The sequence below is a fragment of the Pseudomonas sp. WS 5021 genome (assembly GCF_012985535.1).
Classification (GTDB): Bacteria; Pseudomonadota; Gammaproteobacteria; order Pseudomonadales; family Pseudomonadaceae; genus Aquipseudomonas.
In genome coordinates, this window is the sequence record NZ_JAAQWP010000003.1 from 738,652 (window position 1) to 756,995 (window position 18,344).

Below are 18,344 nucleotides of genomic sequence, written 5' to 3' on the forward strand. Positions count from 1 at the left end.
CGTCAGAAACGGCGCGAGCCCAAGCGTCACGCGGGGTAGCGGGGTTTAAAAAAATTATTGCGAATCGCCTGTGGCAATTTCCGCAGGATACGTCGTACGCCACAGCTCAAAGCCGCCGTCCAGGCTGTAGACATCGGAGAAGCCCTGGCTGACCAAGTAGGCCGCCGCGCTCTGGCTGGAGTTGCCGTGATAGCAGGCCACGATCACGGGTGCGTCGAGGTCGGCGGCGCGGATGAAGTCGGCGATATTGTGATTGTCCAGATGCCGTGCGCCCTTGATGTGGTTCAGGGCGTAGGTCTGGGGATCCCGGATATCCACCACTACGGCGCCTTGCTCGCGCAGGGCCTGGGCTTGTTCGGGAGGGATACGTTTGAATTCGCTCATGGCGGGCTCCTTGGGCGTGCGGCAAGCGGCGTCTAGCGCTTGGCGGCAGCGGGCAGTGTTACGGGAAGGGGAGATTCACACTGGCAGCTCAGGCGCTCGCCGGTGTCGATGTTCATCAGGGTCATGGCCCCGCCCCACACGCAACCGGTGTCGAGGGCGAATACGCCGGGTTCGTCGCAGTGACCTTCGAGGGCGGCCCAGTGCCCGAAGATGATCTTCGTGTCGCGGGTCTTGCGCTCCTTGTGGGCGAACCAGGGTTTGTAGCCGGGCAAGGCGGTGTCGGCGCCTTCCTTGCTCTTGAGGTCGAGTTTGCCTTCGGCGGTGCAGAAGCGCATGCGCGTGAAGTAGTTGGTAATGACCCGCAGGCGGGCGACGCCGGTCAGATCGTTATCCCACTTCACTGGCTCATTGCCGTACATGCCGTCCAGATAAGTGGCGAACAGGGTGTCATCGGCCAGGACGGTTTCGACCTCGGCGGCACACTTGAGGGCCTTTTTCAGGGTCCACTGCGGCGCAATGCCAGCATGTACCAAGGCGGTATTGCGCCCCTCGTCGTAGTGCAAGAGCGGTTGTCGGCGCAGCCAGTCGAGCAATTCGGCGCGATCCGGGGCTTCGAGGATTTCCCGCAGGGTGTCGCCTTTTTTCAGACGCTCGATGTTATTGCCGGCCGCCAGCAGATGCAGGTCGTGGTTGCCCAGCACGCAGACCAGGGAGTCGCGCAGGCCATAAAGAAAGCGCAGGGTCTCCAGGGATTGCGGGCCGCGGTTGACCAGGTCACCCACCAGCCACAGGCGATCCTTGGCCGGGTCGAAGGCTACGCGATCAAGCAGGCATTTGAGCGGCTCCAGGCAGCCTTGCAGGTCGCCGACAGCATAGGTTGCCATCAGTGCAGGGCTCCGGGCACCGCCAGGCGGAAGGGAGCAATGATGGCGTCGAAGTGTTTGCCGTCTTCGGCAAGCATCTGGTAGCTGCCTTGCATCGTGCCGACCTTGGAGGTCATCACGGTGCCGCTGCTGTAGGTATGGCTGGCGCCGCTGTCGATCAGGGGCTGTTGGCCGATGACGCCGGCACCGCGCACTTCCTCGACATGGCCGTCACCGTCGGTGATCACCCAGTGACGCGACAGCAGCTTGGCGGGCACTTGGCCGTTGTTCTTCACCGTGACGGTGTACGCAAAGGCAAAGCGGTTCTGTTCGGGTTGGGATTGTTCCGCCAGGAAGCGGGTGACGACGCTGACGTCGATCTGATAGCGAGGATCGGACATGCAAGAGGCCTTAAGAGCAAAAGCGGAGGACAGCAGATGCGGATCAGTCTAGGCCATGAGGTGGGCACTAGGCCAGACATGCTGTATGACCTGATGTCCACCCTTGTAGGAACCGGCTTGCCGGCGATGGGTCAGTCGGCAGCGGGTGCAGGCTGAATCGCTAGCTGGTCCGCCAGGCGTACAAACGCGGCGAGGTCCAACTGCTCCGGGCGCAGGCTGCCGTCGACACCGGCGGCTTCGATCTCGGCGTTGCTCAGCAATGCCTTGAGTGTATTGCGCAGGGTCTTGCGACGCTGGTTGAAGGCTTCGCGTACCACTCGTTCCAGCAGGCGATGATCCTTGGCCGGGTGCGGAAGAACCGCGTGTGGCACCAGGCGCACAATGGCCGAGTCAACTTTTGGCGGCGGGTTGAACGCGCCCGGACCCACATTGAACAGGTGCTCGACCCGGCAGTGGTACTGGACCATGATCGACAGGCGACCCCAATCGCCGCCGCCAGGGCCGGCCGCCAGGCGCTCGACCACTTCCTTCTGCAACATGAAATGCATGTCGCGGATGATCCCTGCGTTGTTCAGCAGGTGAAAGATCAGCGGCGTGGAGATGTTGTAAGGCAGGTTGCCAACCACACGCAGGCTGTTGGGCGCGGCATTGAGACTGGTGAAGTCGAACTTCAGCGCATCGCCCTGGTGCAGGTTGAAGTTGGGCATGCCGGCGAATTGCTGGTTGAGGATCGGGATCAGGTCCTTGTCCAACTCAACCACATCCAGTTGGCCACCGCTATTGAGCAGGCCCTGGGTCAGCGCGCCCTGGCCCGGGCCGATTTCCAGCAGGCGGTCTTCGGGCTTGGCATGGATGGAGCGCAGGATGCGGTCGATAACGCCGGCATCGTGCAGGAAGTTTTGCCCGAAGCGCTTGCGCGCCCGGTGTTGGTAATGCTCGGTCATATACGGGTCTCGGCCATCTGATAGGCGGTTTCCAGGGCCACGTGCAGGCTGCCGGTATCGATCTTGCCGCTGCCCGCCAGGTCCAGGGCGGTGCCATGGTCGACGGAGGTGCGGATGATCGGCAGGCCCAGGGTCACGTTGACTGCGGCGCCGAAACCTTTGTATTTCAGCACGGGCAGCCCCTGGTCATGGTACATCGCCAGCACTGCATCGCAGTGCTCCAGATATTTGGGGGTAAACAGAGTGTCGGCGGGCAATGGGCCACGCAGGTCCATGCCTTCTTGGCGCAGACGCTCTAGTGTGGGTTCGATGATGTCGATTTCTTCATGGCCCAGGTGGCCGCCTTCACCCGCGTGGGGGTTGAGGCCGCACACGAGGATTCGCGGCTGGGCGATGCCGAATTTCTGTTGCAGGTCAGCGTGCAGGATGCGCGTGACGCGTTCCAGGCGCTCTGGCGTGATGGCATCGGCAATCTGGCGCAAGGGCAGGTGAGTGGTCACCAGTGCCACGCGCAGGCCACGGGTTGCCAGCATCATCACCACCTGTTCGGTGTGGGTCAGCTCGGCAAGGAACTCGGTATGGCCGGAAAAGGCGATACCGGCTTCGTTGATCACGCCTTTATGCACCGGCGCCGTGATCATCCCGGCGAAGTCACCGTCGATGCAGCCTTGTCCGGCGCGGGTCAGGGTCTCCAGGACGAAGGCGGCGTTGGCCTTGTCCAGCTGCCCGGCGACTACCTTGGCATGCAGCGGGGTGTCCCACACGTACAGGCTGCCCGCGGGGGCCGGTTGGTCGGGCCAGTTGCCCGGCGAAACGGGCAACAAGTCGACAGCCACGCCCAGTTGCGCGGCCCGCTCAAGGAGCAGGTCACGGCTGGTAATGGCAATCAGGGGATGAGGCTGGGCTTGCGCGGCGAGCAGCAGGCACAGGTCTGGACCTATGCCGGCCGGCTCGCCGGGTGTCAACGCGAAACGCTGGGGTTTCACTGGGCTGCCTGGTCGGTGCCTGTTGTGTCGGCGCCAGGGAGCTTGTTTTCCACGTAGGCTTCGTCACGGATCTGACGCAGCCAGGTTTGCAGCTCTTCGTCGTATTTGCGGTTACGCAGTACGGTCAGTGCTTGCTGCTCACGGGCCTGGGTGGTGTTGTCGGTGGCGCGGCGGCCAAGGACTTCCAGGACGTGCCAGCCATATTGGGTCTTGAACGGCTTGGACAGCACGCCTTGCGGCGTATCGTTCATGACTTGCTGGAACTCGGGCACCAGGGCTCGTGGGTCGATCCAGCTCAGGTCGCCGCCGTTGAGGGCAGAACCCGGGTCTTCCGAGAAGCTTTTGGCCAGGGTGGCGAAGTCTTCACCGCCTTCGATGCGCTCATAGATCTTTTGCGCCAGCTCCTTGGTTTGAGCCTCGGTGCGGATTTCACTTGGCTTGACCAGGATGTGACGGACATGCACTTCGTCCTTCAACGAAGCCTCACCGCCGCGACGCTCCAGCAACTTCAGAATGATGAAGCCGCCAGGGGTGCGCGCAGGTTGGGTGATGCCGCCCACTTCCATGGCGCTCAACTCGCGGTCAAACGGTGGTGGCAGTTGAGCGGCTTTACGCCAGCCCATATCACCGCCTTCGAGGGCGTTGTCGCTGCCGGACTGGGCAATGGCCATCTGCGCAAAGTCAGCACCGGCCTTGAGACGGTCATAGATCGCCTGGGTCTTGGCCGCTGCGGCGTTGAGCTGCTCGGCGTTGGCGCTGTCTGGCGTCGGGATCAGGATATTGGCCAGGTGCAGTTCTTCGGAGAGCTGCATCTTGCCCAGGTCCGAGGCCAGGAAGTTCTTCACTTCCTGCTCTGATACCTGCACGCGTTCGGCCACACGGCGCTGGCGCACACGGCTGATGATCATTTCGCGGCGGATCTGGTCACGGGCGTCCTCATAGGACAAACCGTCATGGGCCAGGGCCGCGCGGAACTGATCAATGCTCATGTTGTTACGTTGAGCGATGGTGCCGACGGCCTGGTTCAGCTCTTCGTCGGTGATACGGATGCCGGAACGGTCGCCAATCTGCAATTGCAGGTTTTCGACGATCAGGCGTTCCAGCACCTGCTGGTCCAGGACGCTGGTCGGTGGCACGCCACCGCCACGCTTGGCGATGGTTTGCTGAACTTCCTTGACCCGTTGGTCGAGTTGGCTCTGCATGATCACGTCGTTATCGACGATGGCCACTACCTTGTCCAACGGTTGCACTGCAGCGTGTGCCGCTGCAGTACCCAGGAACAGCGCGCCCAGCATCAGCGGGCGCAGACAATCAGAAAGCTTGATCTTCACGTTCACGATAACCTTGGATGCCTTTGTCGAGGAAGCTCTCTACCTTGGCGCCAGTCAGGCCGCCGAGTCCTTTGAGGACGATTTGGAGGAAGAGCCCGTGGTCGCCTTTTTCGTTCTGCGGGGCGATCTGGGTGTATTCGTCGTTGGAAACCCAATAACGGTTGATCACGCGCAGTTTCCAGCAGCAGTTGTCGTACTCGAAACCACCAAAGGCTTCCAGGGTACGGTTGCGTGCGTAGTCATACTGCCAGCGGGTGATCAGGTTCCACTGCGGAACGATCGGCCACATCATCGAGAAGTCGTGTTGCTGGATTTTGTAGTAATCCTTCTCGAAACCTGGCTGCCCTTCGGTGCCGTAATCGCCGCCAAACTGCCATTTGCCGGTCAGCTGGTTGTAGACGACCTGGTCGTTGCGATAGCGGTAGCCAACGTTGATAACCTTGTTCGGGTTGTCTTCTGGCTGATAGTGGAACATCGCGCTGCCGGAACGAGGAGTGTGGTTTTCAGTGTCCCAGTTGTAGTCGGCAGTAGCGCGCCAGTCGCGGTTGAAGCGGAACTCGTAGTCCAGGGCAATTGGCGAGACGTCCGACTGCGAGTCGGCACGGTCGGCGGCTACGATGCCAGGCAGTTGAACCTCGCGGTCCTTGAAGTACAGCGCCTGGCCGATGGCCACACGCTGGCGCTCAAAGCCGTTTTCTTCGATCCAGCGGCTGGTCACGCCCAGGGACAGCTTGTTTTCGTCGCCGATCCGGTCAGTGCCCGAGAAACGGTTGTCGCGGAACAGCGAGTTGTAGTTGAACGTGGTTTCGCTGCTATCGAATACCGGGATATCGGACTGGTCTTTCTCTGGAACATAGAGATAGAACAGGCGCGGTTCCAGGGTTTGAGTGTAATCCTTGCCGAACCACTGGGTGCTGCGGTCGAAAAATAGCCCGCTATCGACACTGGCGATTGGAATGGAGCGATCTTGCGAGCTCTTGAATTTCTGGCCCGCGTCAATCATTTGCTGTTTGCCGGCGCCGTCGAGATCAAGATCGTATTTGGTGTAGGCGTACTTGAGCTTTGGCGTGATGAAACCGTAACTCGAGGTCATCGGCAACGATACGCTTGGTGCTGCGTTCAAGCGCGTGCCGTTTGCACGGGTCAGGCCTCTCACGTAGGTGTCCAGACGGGGTTCGCCGTTGGGGAGCGGGCCTCCATCTTTATTGAAGATATTGCCAGTCCTCAAATCCCGATCAAACCGGACAGCCTCGGCGTCATAAGCAAAGTACAGCCCACCAGGACGGTAAGGCAGTGCACCATTGATGGTTAACTGCGGCAACCGGTTGTACGGAGTGATCTGGGAGATCGTCGCCAGCTCGTAGGCTTGCAAATTCAACTGAGCGGTATAGGTATCGCCGCGATAGCTGGCAGCACCTTGCTGGTTGACGAACTCACGAGACTCAACGCCAATCTGATTGGACTTCAGATCCTGGAAGTAGAACGGATCGCTGATCTTGGTGTAGTCGATCTGAGTCAACAGCCGCGAATCCAACCCACCCTTATGCTGCCAATTGAGCATATAGCGGGTTTTGTTGTAGTCGCTCTGTTTCTTCCGCTCGTCGCTGTCATCGTTCAGGTACGCGCCGCCGAACTGACCTTCGCTGGACTTGGTGAGGTAGCGGAATTCGCCTTCCATCAACATGCCGCGCTTGGTCATGTATTGCGGGTACAGCGTGGCATCGTAGTTCGGCGCCAGGTTGAAGTAGTACGGTGTCACCAGCGTAAAGCCACTTTCCCCACCCGAGCTGAAGCTCGGCGGCAGGAAGCCGGACTGACGACGATCGTCAATCGGGAAGTAGATGTACGGGGTGTACAGGATCGGGATGTTCTTGACCCGCAACGTCGCGTTGGTCGCCGTACCGAAGCCGGTGGCCGGGTTCAACGTGATGTTGTTGCCGCGCAGTTGCCAGGCGTTGCTGTCCGGCTCGCAGGTGGTGTAGGTACCATCCTTGAGGCGGATGATCGCGTTTTCGGCACGCTTGGCGTACAGCGCGTTACCGCGGATGCGCGATTTGTGCATCACGTATTCGGCGTTGTCGATCTGGGCCGCACCCGTGTCCAGCTGGACCTGGGCGTGGTCGCCGACGATCAGCGCGCCATTGTCGCGCAGACGCACCTTGCCGTTCAGCTCGCCACGGTTCTCGGCCTGGTACAGGCTGGCCTCGTCGGCCTCGACCTGCATGCTGCCCTGGCGCATGACCACGTCACCGGCCAGGGTCGCGACTTGGGTTTCCTGCTCGTAACGAGAGGCCTTGGCACCGATGAAGGTCGGCGCGTCGCTCTTGTCCGTCTTGTCGTTCATGCCAGGACGGATCGGCTCGATGTACGCACCGGCGCAATAAGGACCGGTTTCGGCCAGTTGCGCGGCGGTGAGTTTCTCGCGAGGGACCCAGTCCAGGTGGCTGTAGTCGGCGCTACGCGAGCGCAGGCCACGGCCCTTGGATTCGGTGACCAGCTTGGTCTGCGGCACGGCTTCGGCACCGCCAGCTTCGCCTTGCGGCGTGCCGTTGGCCGAGCTGACGGCACTGCCGTCATGCACCGGACGCGGTGGCAAAGGGGCTGCGCTGGCTTTTGGCGCGCAATCCCAGGCACCCGAAGCAGAGACTGAGCAGTCATACTGTTCCGCGGCGACCACGAATGAGGTGGCGAAAGGTTGCATGGCCAGCAGACTGCCGGTTACCAGCAACGGAAATTTTCTACGAAACGCGGGGGATTTCAATGCCATCTTATTAGTCCGGGCTTCCTGCGTGCCATCTGCCCGCGGTGTGGGCCGCACGCCTCTCGATGGTCTGAAAAAGATGCGTGATAATAAAGCATGACCCGCTTGACGGCTAGCGCCGTCGGAGACCCTTGTAATGCCCGACCAAGATCTACGTTTGCAACACCTGAAAGTGTGGCTCGATCAGCAGTTACCCGAGCTTTTCCTTGCCCAGGGATGGGGCCCCGTACCCCCGGCTACATTGACTGCGGCCAGCAGCGACGCGAGTTTCAGACGGTACTTCCGTTGGGAGGGCGCAGGTCGCACATTTGTCGTGATGGACGCTCCGCCCCCCCAGGAAAACTGCAAACCTTTCGTCGATATCGCGCGAATGTTGGCTAAATCAGGAATAAATGTTCCACAAATTTTTGCTGAGGATCTGTCCCAAGGCTTTCTTTTGCTCAATGACCTGGGCAAAAACACCTACCTGGATGTGATTGACGGGGAAAATGCCGACCAATTGTTTGCCGAGGCCATCGACGCGCTGCTGGCGTTCCAGCAATTGCCGATGGACGCCGGCTTGCCCAGCTACGACGTGCCGTTGTTGCGCCGGGAGCTGGAGTTGTTCCCCGAGTGGTACGTGCGCCGGCACCTGGGCATCGAGTTCGATGCGCAGCAGTCGGCCCTATGGCAGCGGGTCAGCCAGTTGTTGATCGACAGCGCCCTGGCCCAGCCCAAGGTCCTGGTGCACCGCGACTACATGCCGCGCAACCTGATGATCAGCGAACCGAACCCTGGCGTGCTGGACTTCCAGGACGCGGTCTACGGCCCCGTGACCTACGACATCACCTGCCTGTTCAAGGACGCCTTCCTCAGTTGGCCCCAGGCACGGGTGCGCGAATGGCAGCGCGGCTATTGGCAGCGTGCTGGCCAATTGGGCATTCCGGTACAGGCGGATTTTGAAGACTTCCTGCGTGCCAGCGACTTGATGGGGGTGCAGCGGCACCTCAAGGTCATCGGTATCTTCGCGCGTATCTGCCACCGTGATGGCAAGCCGCGCTACCTGGCGGACGTGCCGCGCTTCTTTGCCTATATAGAAGCGGTGCTGGCCGATCGGCCGGAACTGGCCGACCTTGGCGAGTTGCTGTCGAGCCTGCGCCAACCGGCCGAGGCCCACGTATGAAGGCCATGATCCTGGCGGCCGGCAAGGGCGAGCGGATGCGTCCGCTTACCTTGCACACTCCCAAACCACTGGTCCAGGCCGGTGGCAAGCGCCTGATTGAGTACCACCTGGAGGCGCTGGCGAAAGCGGGGTTCACCGAGATCGTCATCAACCATGCCTGGCTGGGCCAGCAAATCGAGCATTACCTGGGGGACGGCGCGCAGTACGGCGTGCGCATCCAGTATTCGCCCGAAGGCGAGCCGCTGGAGACCGGTGGCGGGATTTTCCAGGCCTTGCCCCTGCTGGGAGACGAGCCGTTCCTGGTGGTCAATGGCGATATCTGGACCGACTACGACTTTGCCCGCCTCAAGCAGCCCTTGAGCGGCCTGGCGCACCTGGTGATGGTCGACAACCCGGCCCATCACCCCAGTGGTGGCGATTTCTATATCAAGGACGGTTTGCTTCATGATGCAGCGCCCGATGCCGATAACCTGACCTTCAGTGGCATTTCGCTGCTGCATCCCAAGCTGTTTGCGGGTTGCAGCGCCGGTGCCTTCAAGCTGGCGCCCTTGTTGCGCGCAGCGATGGCTCAAGGCTTGGTCTCGGGGGAACACATGGATGGACGCTGGATTGACGTCGGTACGCTGGAGCGCCTGGCGCAGGTAGAAAACCTGCTGACCGTGGGCCAGTAAGATGCTGTGGCCAGGGACTTTGATCGGCGCCGGGGCGGGGTTTGCCATCGCCAGTATTCCGGGGGCCATGCTGGGTGCGCTATTGGGCCAGGCGCTGGATCGACGCCTGCAATTGCGCAGTTGGGCGCAACTGCGCGAGCGCCTGGGCGGCCGTCCGGCGCTGCGTAACGACGAACTGCTGTTTGTGTTGCTGGGCCGTTTGGCCAAGAGCAACGGGCGGGTGGTCGACGGGCATATCCAGCAGGCGCGGGTGGAGATGCGCGCGCTGGATATGACCGAGCCGGCCCAGCGCCGGGCGATTGCGGCGTTCAATCGGGGCAAGTCGGGGACCGATCGGGTGCGCAGTTACCTGCGCGTGCTCAAGTCCCAGCCCCATGCCGCAGAAGGCGTGCTGCGTGCCTGCTGGCGCATGGTCTGGGCCGACGGCAAGGCCAGCCTCGCCGAGCGCGACCTGATCGACCTCTGGGGCAAGTGGCTGGGGTGGACGCCGCAACAGATCCAGGCCCTGGCCCACGACTACGAGCCGGAGCGCAAGCCCCTGGCCACTCGTGGTGGCACCTACCAGGAAGCCCTGCGGATTCTAGGGGTGACTGCCACGACAGAGCCGGCTGTGATCAAGCGTGCCTACCGACGACTGCTCAGTCGCCATCATCCGGACAAGATCGCCGGCAGCGGCGCCAGCCCCTCGCAGGTACGCGAGGCTACGGAGCGTACGCGCGAGCTGCATAGCGCCTACACGGTGATCCGTGAGCAGCGGGATTTCCGCTGACCTTACAGGAGCCGGCTTGGCGGCGAGGGGAGGTGGGTCAAGTCCCGCTGCCTTGCGGGCTCAACCAGCCGCGAATACGCCGGTACAACTGTTCCTGGGCCGCTGAACTATTGCCGGGGATAGTCTTCAACGACACCTGCTTATAGTTGTCATTTTTCAGTCGTTTGCTCGCCTGGCTGCGTTCCAGCGCCATTTTGCTGGCCTGGGCATTGTCCTGGTAGAAGACATCGGCCGTTGCCAGCTTCAAGGTCGGCGCCAGCTGTTGTAGGTTCGGTTGGCGGCCTATCGGCGTTTGCGCCGCGACCATAATGAATTTCTGCACCTGCGCGGGTTGTTTTTCGCTCAGGTAGCGCGCTGCCCACCAGGCCCCGGTGCCGTGGCCCAGCAGCACTACGCTGCGGGCGTTCTGGGTCTGGGCATAGGCGACGGCGGCATCGATGCGGGCGAAGATCCGGGTCGCGTCGGTCTTGTCCTGCTCATCCGCGCCGGGGACCAGGGCCGGGTCGGTGCCTTCGGCTTCGGCGCTGGCGGCCTGTTCGATCGGCTTGGGCGCGGCGGTGCTGGCATCCTTGCTGCTGGTGTCGACGGCCGAGTCGGGGGCCTGGATGATTCGGGGCGCCAGGGTGTCCAGGCTCTGGTCCGGCAATGACAGACTCAGGCTGCCCCACTCGGCATCTGGCAGCTTCTGGCGCAAAGGCCCGACGGCTTGCGGCCAGTCAGCGGTTTCCCCGGCGCCGGGGACGATAATCACCACGCCTTGCGGCTCGGCGCTGTTGGCCGGCTTCCACAGAGCCAGGAATGACTCGTCGCCAGCCTGCAATTGCTGCTGTTCCTGGGGCGGCAGTTGTCGCTCCAGGGCGCTGGCTTCCTCCTGGCTGCGTTCGAGCAGAGGCTGGCGTTGCGGTGGCTTTTCGGCGGCAGCCGGCGCGGTGTCAGCCGCCTGCACGCAAAAGGTGCTGGTAAACAGGAGCGACAGGCACAATGCTGGCAGTGTCGAACGGTGAAGCAGGGGCATAGTGCAATTCCGGCCAGAAGTGATCCCGGCAGCCTAATGGGTTGGATGTGAGATGTGAATGATGATTTTTCGCTGTCTGCTGGTTATCGGCTATCTGTGCTTTCCCTTGATGGCAAGTGCTGCGCCCGCGTCCGTGGTGGCGCCGGCGGTGCTCACCCCCCAGCAGCGCGAGTGGCTGGCGCAGCACCCGCAACTGCGGGTCGGCGTGGTGTTGCAGGCGCCTTACGCGCAATACGACCGACGCCTGCAGCGGTTGTCCGGGGCCAATGTCGAGCTGATGCAGGCATTGGCCAAGGCGTTGAACATCGAGCTGAGCTGGCGCAACTTCCCCACGCAAGAACAGTTGGAGGACGCCTTGCGCGAGGACGCGGTCGACCTCGCGCCGGGCCTGCTGCAAACCCCGGCTGGCCTGCGCCTGTGGTTGTTTTCTGACCCGTATATGCGCGTGCCCCAGCACATCGTCGGCATTCGTGACGGCAGCGGCGCGGTGGACCTGGAAAAACTCGACGAACACTCAAGGGTCGCCGTGCGCATGCCCAGCGCCGTGGCTGATTACCTGCGCAGCAATTACCCCAACCTGAACCTGCAAGGCGTGCCCCTGGAGCGCCAGGCCCTGCAATTGTTGGTCAGCCAGCAGGCGCGCTATGCCGTGATCGATGAGGCGCAGTTGAGCCGGCTGTCGGTCGAGCCAGAGTTCGCCAGCCTGGCGGTGGTGGGTGATATTGGCTTGCCGCAATTGCTGCGGGTGGCCACCCGGCGTGACTGGCCGGCCTTGGCGGACATTGTCGAGAGCGGCCTGCGGGCCATTCCCGCCCGTGAGCTGGAGCAATTGCACGCCCGTTGGCTGCAAGCCAAATACCCACGGCTGTCGGAATCACCGGGGTTCTGGCAAAACCTCAGCCTGTTGCTGGGCCTGTTGTTGCTCGCGTGCCTGGCGGTTGCTGTGTGGCAGCGTCGGCAAAAACATGCCCTGGAGCACCAGTTGCTGGCCGCGCGCGAGGAAAGCGCTGCCCGTGCCGCAGGCGCCGAAGCGTTGCGCCTGACCCAGTTTTCCATCGATCAAAGCACCGTCGGCATCCTCTGGGTCAATTGGGACAGCCATGTGCGCTACGCCAACGTCGCCGCCGAAGCGATGCTCGGCTACGGCCCGGGCGCGTTGATCGAACGCCCGTTGATCGAGTTCGAACCCAATTTGAGCATGGACCGCTGGCTGAACCTGTGGAAACGCGCCCGGGCCAGTGAAGACGGGCCGCAGAGCTTTGCCACCCAGTGCCTGCGCGCGGATGGCAGCCTGTTGCCCACGGATGTGTCCCTGAGTTTTCTGCGCTTTGCCGGTGGCGAATACCTGGTGGTGTACCTCAACGACGTTACCGAGCGCCGCCGGGCCTTGGCCGCGTTGCAGGAAAGTGAAGCGCGCCTGCAAGGCATCGCCGCCAATGTGCCAGGGTTGGTGTTTCGCCTGGAGCGCCTGCCGTTGAGCGCTGCCATCGATTTTGCCTACATCAGCGAAGGCAGCGAGCGCCTGGTGGGTTATTCGCCGTCCGTGCTCAGCCACCGCGATGTGGGGCTGCGTAGCCTGGTACACCCGGATGATCGCGCCAGTTATCACCAGACCCAGGACCAGGCCATCGACACCGAGAGCAACTGGTCGTGGCAGGGCCGCATCCTCACTCGGCAAGGCGAGCAGCGCTGGGCCGAGATCAAGGCCGTCACGCGGCGCCTGGATGATGGCGCGGTGGTCTGGGACGGGATCGTCTGGGACATCAGCGACAGCAAGCGCATCGAACTGGAACTGGACGCTTCGCGGGCGCAGCTGCGCGAGCTGTCGGCCCACCTGGAGACCGTGCGCGAGGAGGAGAAAGCGCGGATCGCCCGCGAAGTGCACGATGAGCTGGGGCAAATGCTCACGGTGCTGAAGCTGGAAACCTCCATGTGCGAGTTGGCCTACGCGCAATTGGACCCCGGCCTGCACGAGCGCCTGAACAGTATGAAGCGCCTGATCGCGCAGCTGTTTCAACTGGTCCGTGATGTGGCCACCGCGCTGCGCCCGCCGATTCTCGACGCCGGGATCGCCTCGGCCATCGAATGGCAGGCGCGGCGGTTCGAGGCGCGCACGCAGATCCCTTGCCTGGTGCAAGTGCCGGATAATCTGCCGGCATTGAGCGACGCCAAGGCCATCGGCCTGTTCCGCATCCTGCAAGAGGCGCTGACCAATGTCATGCGCCATGCCCAGGCGCATACTGTGGAGCTGACCCTGGTGGTGGAGGGCGCCAATCTGCGCCTGACCATCAGCGATGATGGCGCAGGGTTCGTCCCCGCGCCGGGACGCCCGGTGTCGTTTGGCCTGGTGGGTATGCGCGAGCGGGTGCTGATCATGGGCGGGCGGTTGACCCTCGACAGCGAGTTGGGGGAGGGCACCACCCTGAGCGTTACAGTGCCGTTGGATTCGCCATAGATCCCTTGTGGTCTTGCTCCCACATTTTGAATGTCGGCGTTTAATCGCTATAGAGAGAGGAAATTGCCGTGATCCGCGTATTGGTAGCCGAAGACCACACCATCGTCCGTGAAGGCATCAAGCAGTTGATCGGCCTGGCCAAGGACCTGCTGGTGGTGGGCGAGGCGGGGAACGGCGAGCAGTTACTGGAAGCCTTGCGCCATACACCTTGCGAGGTGGTGCTGTTGGATATTTCCATGCCTGGGGTCAACGGCCTGGAGGCGATTGCGCGGATCCGTGCGCTGAACAATCCACCGGCCATCCTGGTGTTGTCGATGCATGACGAGGCGCAAATGGCCGCCCGGGCGTTGAAGGTCGGCGCGGCAGGGTACGCCACCAAGGACAGCGATCCGGCGCTATTGCTGACGGCGATCCGCAAGGTGGCCGCGGGCGGGCGCTATATCGACCCGGACCTGGCGGACCGCATGGTGTTCGAAGTCGGCCTCACCGACACCCGGCCGTTGCATTCGCTGTTGTCCGAGCGCGAGTTCTCGGTGTTCGAGCGTTTGGCCCAGGGTGCCAACGTCAACGATATCGCCCAGCAACTGGCCCTGAGCAGCAAGACCATCAGCACCCACAAGGCGCGGTTGATGCAAAAACTCAACATTACCTCCCTGGCAGAACTGGTGAAGTACGCGATGGAGCACAAACTCCTGTAGGCGCCCGGCTTGCCGGTGGTGGCTATCTTGAGGGCGCCATCGCCGGCAAGCCGGGCTCCTACAGGGAGGCGTATCTATTTGCGACACCCCGGCAGCACCCCGCAGCCCATGCCTGCGGCTTGTCGCGTCCTCCTGGCCGCCCAACTGTCCCATGCCCGCCATCCGTGTAGGGCAATCCCTACCCTCAACCTTCCACCCTGCTGATGCCAATCTCTCCTGCGCCCCGATTTCCGGGGGCTTGCGCCTGGACTACGCTAGCTCCACAGCAGTCCAAAACACAAAGGTGCGGGTATGAGCGAGGTGGATTCAAATGATGTGCTGGTCAGCTTTCGTGGTGTGCAAAAGAGCTACGACGGCGAGAACCTGATCGTCAAAGACCTCAACCTGGACATTCGCAAAGGCGAGTTCCTCACCCTGCTGGGGCCGTCCGGCTCGGGCAAGACCACCAGCCTGATGATGCTGGCGGGCTTTGAAACGCCGACCGCCGGGGAAATCCTCCTGGCCGGGCGCTCCATCAATAACGTGCCGCCGCACAAGCGCGACATTGGCATGGTGTTCCAGAACTATGCGCTGTTCCCGCACATGACCGTGGCCGAGAACCTGGCGTTCCCCCTGACCGTACGCGGCTTGAGCAAGACCGATGTCAGCGAGCGGGTCAAGCGCGTGCTGAGCATGGTCCAGCTCGACGCCTTCGCCCAGCGCTACCCGGCGCAGCTCTCCGGCGGCCAGCAACAACGGGTGGCCCTGGCTCGCGCACTGGTGTTCGAGCCGCAGTTGGTGCTGATGGACGAACCCCTCGGCGCCCTCGATAAACAGCTGCGTGAACACATGCAGATGGAGATCAAGCACCTGCACCAGCGCCTCGGCGTGACGGTGGTCTACGTGACCCACGACCAGGGTGAAGCCCTGACCATGTCCGACCGGGTGGCGGTGTTCCACCAGGGCGAGATCCAGCAGATCGCACCGCCGCGCACCTTGTATGAAGAGCCGAAAAACACCTTCGTCGCCAACTTCATCGGCGAGAACAACCGCCTTAACGGCCGCCTGCACAGCCACACCGGCGAGCGCTGCGTGGTCGAGCTGGCGCGGGGCGAGAAGGTCGAGGCGCTGGCGGTGAATGTCGGGCAGATCGGGGGGCCGGTGACGCTGTCGGTGCGCCCGGAGCGGGTCAGCCTCAACGGTTCCAGCGAAAGCTGCAGCAATCGCTTCTCGGGTCGGGTGGCCGAATTTATCTACCTGGGCGACCACGTACGTGTGCGCCTGGAAGTCTGCGGCAAGGCTGATTTCTTTGTGAAACAACCGATCGCCGAGCTGGACCCGGCGCTGACGGTCGGCGATGTGGTTCCGATTGGCTGGCAAGTCGAGCACGTTCGCGCACTCGACCCACTTCTAGAGGCGAACTGATCGCCCCCTTGGCTTCATCCAACCCTGCACGTGGAGAGAACAATAAATGTTGAGATCCCTGAAATTGACCGCCCTGGCCATTGGCCTGGCGGGTGCTTCACAGGTCATGGCAGGTCCTGACCTGACGGTGGTGTCGTTTGGCGGCGCGAACAAGGCGGCCCAGGTCAAGGCCTTCTATGCGCCGTGGGAAAGCGCGGGCCACGGCAAGATCATCGCCGGCGAGTACAACGGCGAGATGGCCAAGGTCAAAGCCATGGTCGACACCAAGAGCGTGTCCTGGGACCTGGTGGAAGTCGAATCGCCGGAGCTGTCCCGTGGCTGTGACGAAGACATGTTCGAGCCGCTGGACCCTGCACTGTTTGGCAACACGCAAGATTACGTGAAAGGCGCGATCCAGCCCTGCGGCGTGGGTTTCTTCGTGTGGTCCACCGTGCTGGCCTACAACGCCGACAAGCTCAAGGCGCCACCAGGCGGCTGGGTGGATTTCTGGGACACCCAGAAATTCCCCGGCAAGCGTGGACTGCGCAAAGGCGCCAAATACACCCTGGAATTTGCCCTGATGGCTGACGGTGTGGCGCCCAAGGACGTGTACAAAGTGCTGGCCAGCAAAGATGGCCAAGACCGCGCCTTCAAGAAACTCGATGAGCTCAAGCCGTCGATCCAATGGTGGGAAGCCGGCGCCCAGCCGCCGCAGTACCTGGCCTCGGGTGATGTGGTGATGAGTTCGGCCTACAACGGCCGGATCGCTGCCGTGCAGAAAGAGAGCAACCTGAAAGTGGTGTGGAACGGCGGCATCTACGATTTTGATGCCTGGGCGATCCCCAAGGGCCTGGGCAAGGAACGCGCCGAGGCGGCGAAGAAATTCATCGCCTTCTCCGTCGCACCGCAACAGCAGAAAACCTATTCGGAAAACATCGCCTACGGCCCAGCCAATACCCAGGCCGTACCGTTGCTGGCCAAGGACATCCTCAAGGATATGCCGACCACCCCGGAAAACATCGCCAACCAGGTGCAGATCGATGTGAGCTTCTGGGCGGATAACGGCGAGCAGTTGGAGCAGCGCTTCAACTCCTGGGCTGCCAAGTAATAAGCCCCACCGCTAAACCCCTGTAGGAGCTGGCTTGCCTGCGATGGCATCACCTCGGTAGACCTGACACACCGAGGCGCTGTCATCGCGGGCAAGCCCGGCTCCCACAAGGGGCCTTTAACACGGGTCTCAACTGTAGATTTTCCGGAGTTTGCCATGGCCATCGCCGTTCCCTCGAACGAGGTCACCACCCCCAGCTTGAAACAGCGCCTGGCCCGTGCCGAGCGGCTTAACCGCTGGAAGGCCCAGGCCTTGATCGCGCCGCTGGTGGTGTTTTTGCTGCTGGTGTTCCTGGTGCCCATCGTTGCGTTGCTCTACAAAAGCGTCGGTAACCCGGAAGTGGTCGCCGGCTTGCCGCGTACCGTGGTGGCGGTGACCGCCTGGGATGGTCGCGGCTTGCCCGACGAGCCGGTGTATCAGGCTATCAGCGAGGACCTGGGCGAAGCCCGTAAAAACCAGACCTTGGGCGACCTGTCCAAGCGCCTGAACATGGAACTGGCGGGCTATCGCAGCCTGTTGACCAAAACTGCGCGGGCGCTGCCGTTTAGCGAAGTGCCGGCCTCTTATAAAGAAGCGCTGGAAAACCTCGACGAACGCTGGGGCGACCCCGCGTACTGGCAGGCAATCCGCCGCAACACCAGCAGCCTTACGCCTTATTACCTGCTGGCGGCCGTCGATCATCGGATCGACGACCTCGGCGAAGTCGCGCCGGCCACCCCGGACCAGGCGATCTACCTCGATATCTTCGCCCGCACCTTCTGGATGGGCCTGGTGATTACCGTGTGTTGCCTGCTGCTGGCCTATCCGCTGGCGTACTTGCTGGCCAACCTGCCGGCGCGGCAAAGCAACCTGTTGATGATCCTGGTGCTGCTGCCCTTCTGGACCTCGGTACTGGTGCGTGTCGCCGCGTGGATTGTGTTGCTGCAGTCCGGCGGCTTGATCAACGGCGCGCTGATGAGCCTGGGCATTATCGATAAGCCCCTGGAGCTGGTGTTCAACCGGCTTGGGGTCTACATCTCCATGGTGCATATCCTGTTGCCGTTCATGATTTTGCCGATCTACAGCGTGATGAAGGGTATTTCGCCGACCTATATGCGTGCGGCGATTTCGCTGGGCTGTCACCCCTTTGCCAGTTTCTGGCGGGTGTACTTCCCGCAGACCTACGCGGGCGTCGGTGCCGGCTGCCTGTTGGTGTTTATCCTGGCGATTGGCTATTACATTACCCCGGCCCTGCTGGGCAGCCCTAACGACCAGATGGTCAGCTACTTCGTGGCGTTCTACACCAACACCAGCATCAACTGGGGCATGGCCACTGCGCTGGGCGGCTTGCTGCTGCTGGCGACCGTGGTGCTGTACCTGATCTACAACTGGCTGGTGGGCGCCAGCCGCCTGCGCCTGAGCTGAGGAGCGCCT

At 62.3% G+C, this 18,344-nt stretch carries 16 protein-coding genes; 8 read left to right on the plus strand and 8 right to left on the minus strand.

All coding sequences use genetic code 11. The features are described 5' to 3' along the window. Window positions 1–54: 54 nt before the first annotated feature. The 7 genes from glpE to HBO19_RS13385 form a co-directional block, all read right to left on the minus strand. Window positions 55–384 carry a thiosulfate sulfurtransferase GlpE gene (glpE, locus tag HBO19_RS13355; RefSeq protein ID WP_169953808.1) on the minus strand — a complete coding sequence of 110 codons (330 nt, stop codon included), beginning with the start codon at window positions 382–384 and terminating at the stop codon, window positions 55–57. Between the two features lie 32 nt (window positions 385–416). Further along, window positions 417–1,268, minus strand: a complete 852-nt coding sequence (locus HBO19_RS13360; RefSeq protein ID WP_169953811.1) for a symmetrical bis(5'-nucleosyl)-tetraphosphatase — start codon at window positions 1,266–1,268, stop codon at window positions 417–419. After that, window positions 1,268–1,648 carry a Co2+/Mg2+ efflux protein ApaG gene (apaG, locus tag HBO19_RS13365; RefSeq protein WP_076962233.1) on the minus strand — a complete coding sequence of 127 codons (381 nt, stop codon included), beginning with the start codon at window positions 1,646–1,648 and terminating at the stop codon, window positions 1,268–1,270. The genes HBO19_RS13360 and apaG overlap by 1 nt, the downstream gene beginning before the upstream one ends. Before the next feature lie 131 nt (window positions 1,649–1,779). Continuing rightward, window positions 1,780–2,592: a 16S rRNA (adenine(1518)-N(6)/adenine(1519)-N(6))-dimethyltransferase RsmA gene (gene rsmA, locus HBO19_RS13370; protein WP_169953812.1), complete on the minus strand. Its 813-nt coding sequence runs from the start codon at window positions 2,590–2,592 to the stop codon at window positions 1,780–1,782. Beyond that, a complete protein-coding gene (gene pdxA, locus HBO19_RS13375) occupies window positions 2,589–3,578 on the minus strand; it encodes a 4-hydroxythreonine-4-phosphate dehydrogenase PdxA (RefSeq protein WP_170057647.1) in 990 nt (329 codons plus the stop codon). Before pdxA ends, rsmA begins: the two co-directional genes overlap by 4 nt. After that, on the minus strand, window positions 3,575–4,909 hold the full coding sequence (locus HBO19_RS13380) for a peptidylprolyl isomerase (protein WP_170057648.1): 1,335 nt from the start codon (window positions 4,907–4,909) through the stop codon (window positions 3,575–3,577). Before HBO19_RS13380 ends, pdxA begins: the two co-directional genes overlap by 4 nt. Then, window positions 4,890–7,676, minus strand: coding sequence for an LPS-assembly protein LptD (locus HBO19_RS13385; RefSeq protein WP_170057649.1), 2,787 nt, complete (start codon window positions 7,674–7,676; stop codon window positions 4,890–4,892). Before HBO19_RS13385 ends, HBO19_RS13380 begins: the two co-directional genes overlap by 20 nt. Window positions 7,677–7,806: 130 nt before the next feature. On the opposite strand from HBO19_RS13385, the gene HBO19_RS13390 reads away from it, so the two are divergent. Genes HBO19_RS13390 through HBO19_RS13400 form a run of 3 tightly spaced genes read left to right on the plus strand, consistent with a single transcriptional unit; the run spans window position 7,807 to window position 10,272 of the window. Next, complete coding sequence (locus HBO19_RS13390) at window positions 7,807–8,832, plus strand: phosphotransferase (RefSeq protein WP_170057650.1); 1,026 nt, start codon at window positions 7,807–7,809, stop codon at window positions 8,830–8,832. Further along, window positions 8,829–9,503 carry an N-acetylmuramate alpha-1-phosphate uridylyltransferase MurU gene (gene murU, locus HBO19_RS13395; RefSeq protein WP_169953817.1) on the plus strand — a complete coding sequence of 225 codons (675 nt, stop codon included), beginning with the start codon at window positions 8,829–8,831 and terminating at the stop codon, window positions 9,501–9,503. The genes HBO19_RS13390 and murU overlap by 4 nt, the downstream gene beginning before the upstream one ends. Window position 9,504: 1 nt before the next feature. Next, the gene (locus HBO19_RS13400) at window positions 9,505–10,272 is read left to right on the plus strand and encodes a DnaJ domain-containing protein (RefSeq protein ID WP_170042257.1); all 768 of its coding nucleotides are present in this window, start codon (window positions 9,505–9,507) and stop codon (window positions 10,270–10,272) included. A gap of 37 nt (window positions 10,273–10,309) precedes the next feature. On the opposite strand, the gene HBO19_RS13405 is transcribed toward HBO19_RS13400, so the two are convergent. Continuing rightward, window positions 10,310–11,287 (minus strand): alpha/beta hydrolase family protein, encoded by a 978-nt coding sequence (locus HBO19_RS13405; RefSeq protein ID WP_170057651.1) that lies wholly within the window; start codon window positions 11,285–11,287, stop codon window positions 10,310–10,312. Between the two features lie 61 nt (window positions 11,288–11,348). Here HBO19_RS13405 and HBO19_RS13410 point away from each other — a divergent pair, with 61 nt between their 5' ends. The 5 genes from HBO19_RS13410 to HBO19_RS13430 all read left to right on the plus strand — a co-directional run bounded on the left by HBO19_RS13410 (window position 11,349) and on the right by HBO19_RS13430 (window position 18,335). Beyond that, complete coding sequence (locus tag HBO19_RS13410; RefSeq protein WP_170057652.1) at window positions 11,349–13,742, plus strand: transporter substrate-binding domain-containing protein; 2,394 nt, start codon at window positions 11,349–11,351, stop codon at window positions 13,740–13,742. A gap of 68 nt (window positions 13,743–13,810) precedes the next feature. Then, complete coding sequence (locus tag HBO19_RS13415) at window positions 13,811–14,440, plus strand: response regulator transcription factor (protein ID WP_169953820.1); 630 nt, start codon at window positions 13,811–13,813, stop codon at window positions 14,438–14,440. Window positions 14,441–14,731: 291 nt separating this feature from the next. Next, window positions 14,732–15,844 carry an ABC transporter ATP-binding protein gene (locus HBO19_RS13420; protein ID WP_029296791.1) on the plus strand — a complete coding sequence of 371 codons (1,113 nt, stop codon included), beginning with the start codon at window positions 14,732–14,734 and terminating at the stop codon, window positions 15,842–15,844. A gap of 46 nt (window positions 15,845–15,890) precedes the next feature. Then, complete coding sequence (locus tag HBO19_RS13425; RefSeq protein ID WP_169953821.1) at window positions 15,891–16,931, plus strand: ABC transporter substrate-binding protein; 1,041 nt, start codon at window positions 15,891–15,893, stop codon at window positions 16,929–16,931. A gap of 156 nt (window positions 16,932–17,087) precedes the next feature. After that, a complete protein-coding gene (locus tag HBO19_RS13430) occupies window positions 17,088–18,335 on the plus strand; it encodes an ABC transporter permease (protein WP_169953822.1) in 1,248 nt (415 codons plus the stop codon). The last annotated feature ends 9 nt before the right edge of the window (window positions 18,336–18,344 follow it).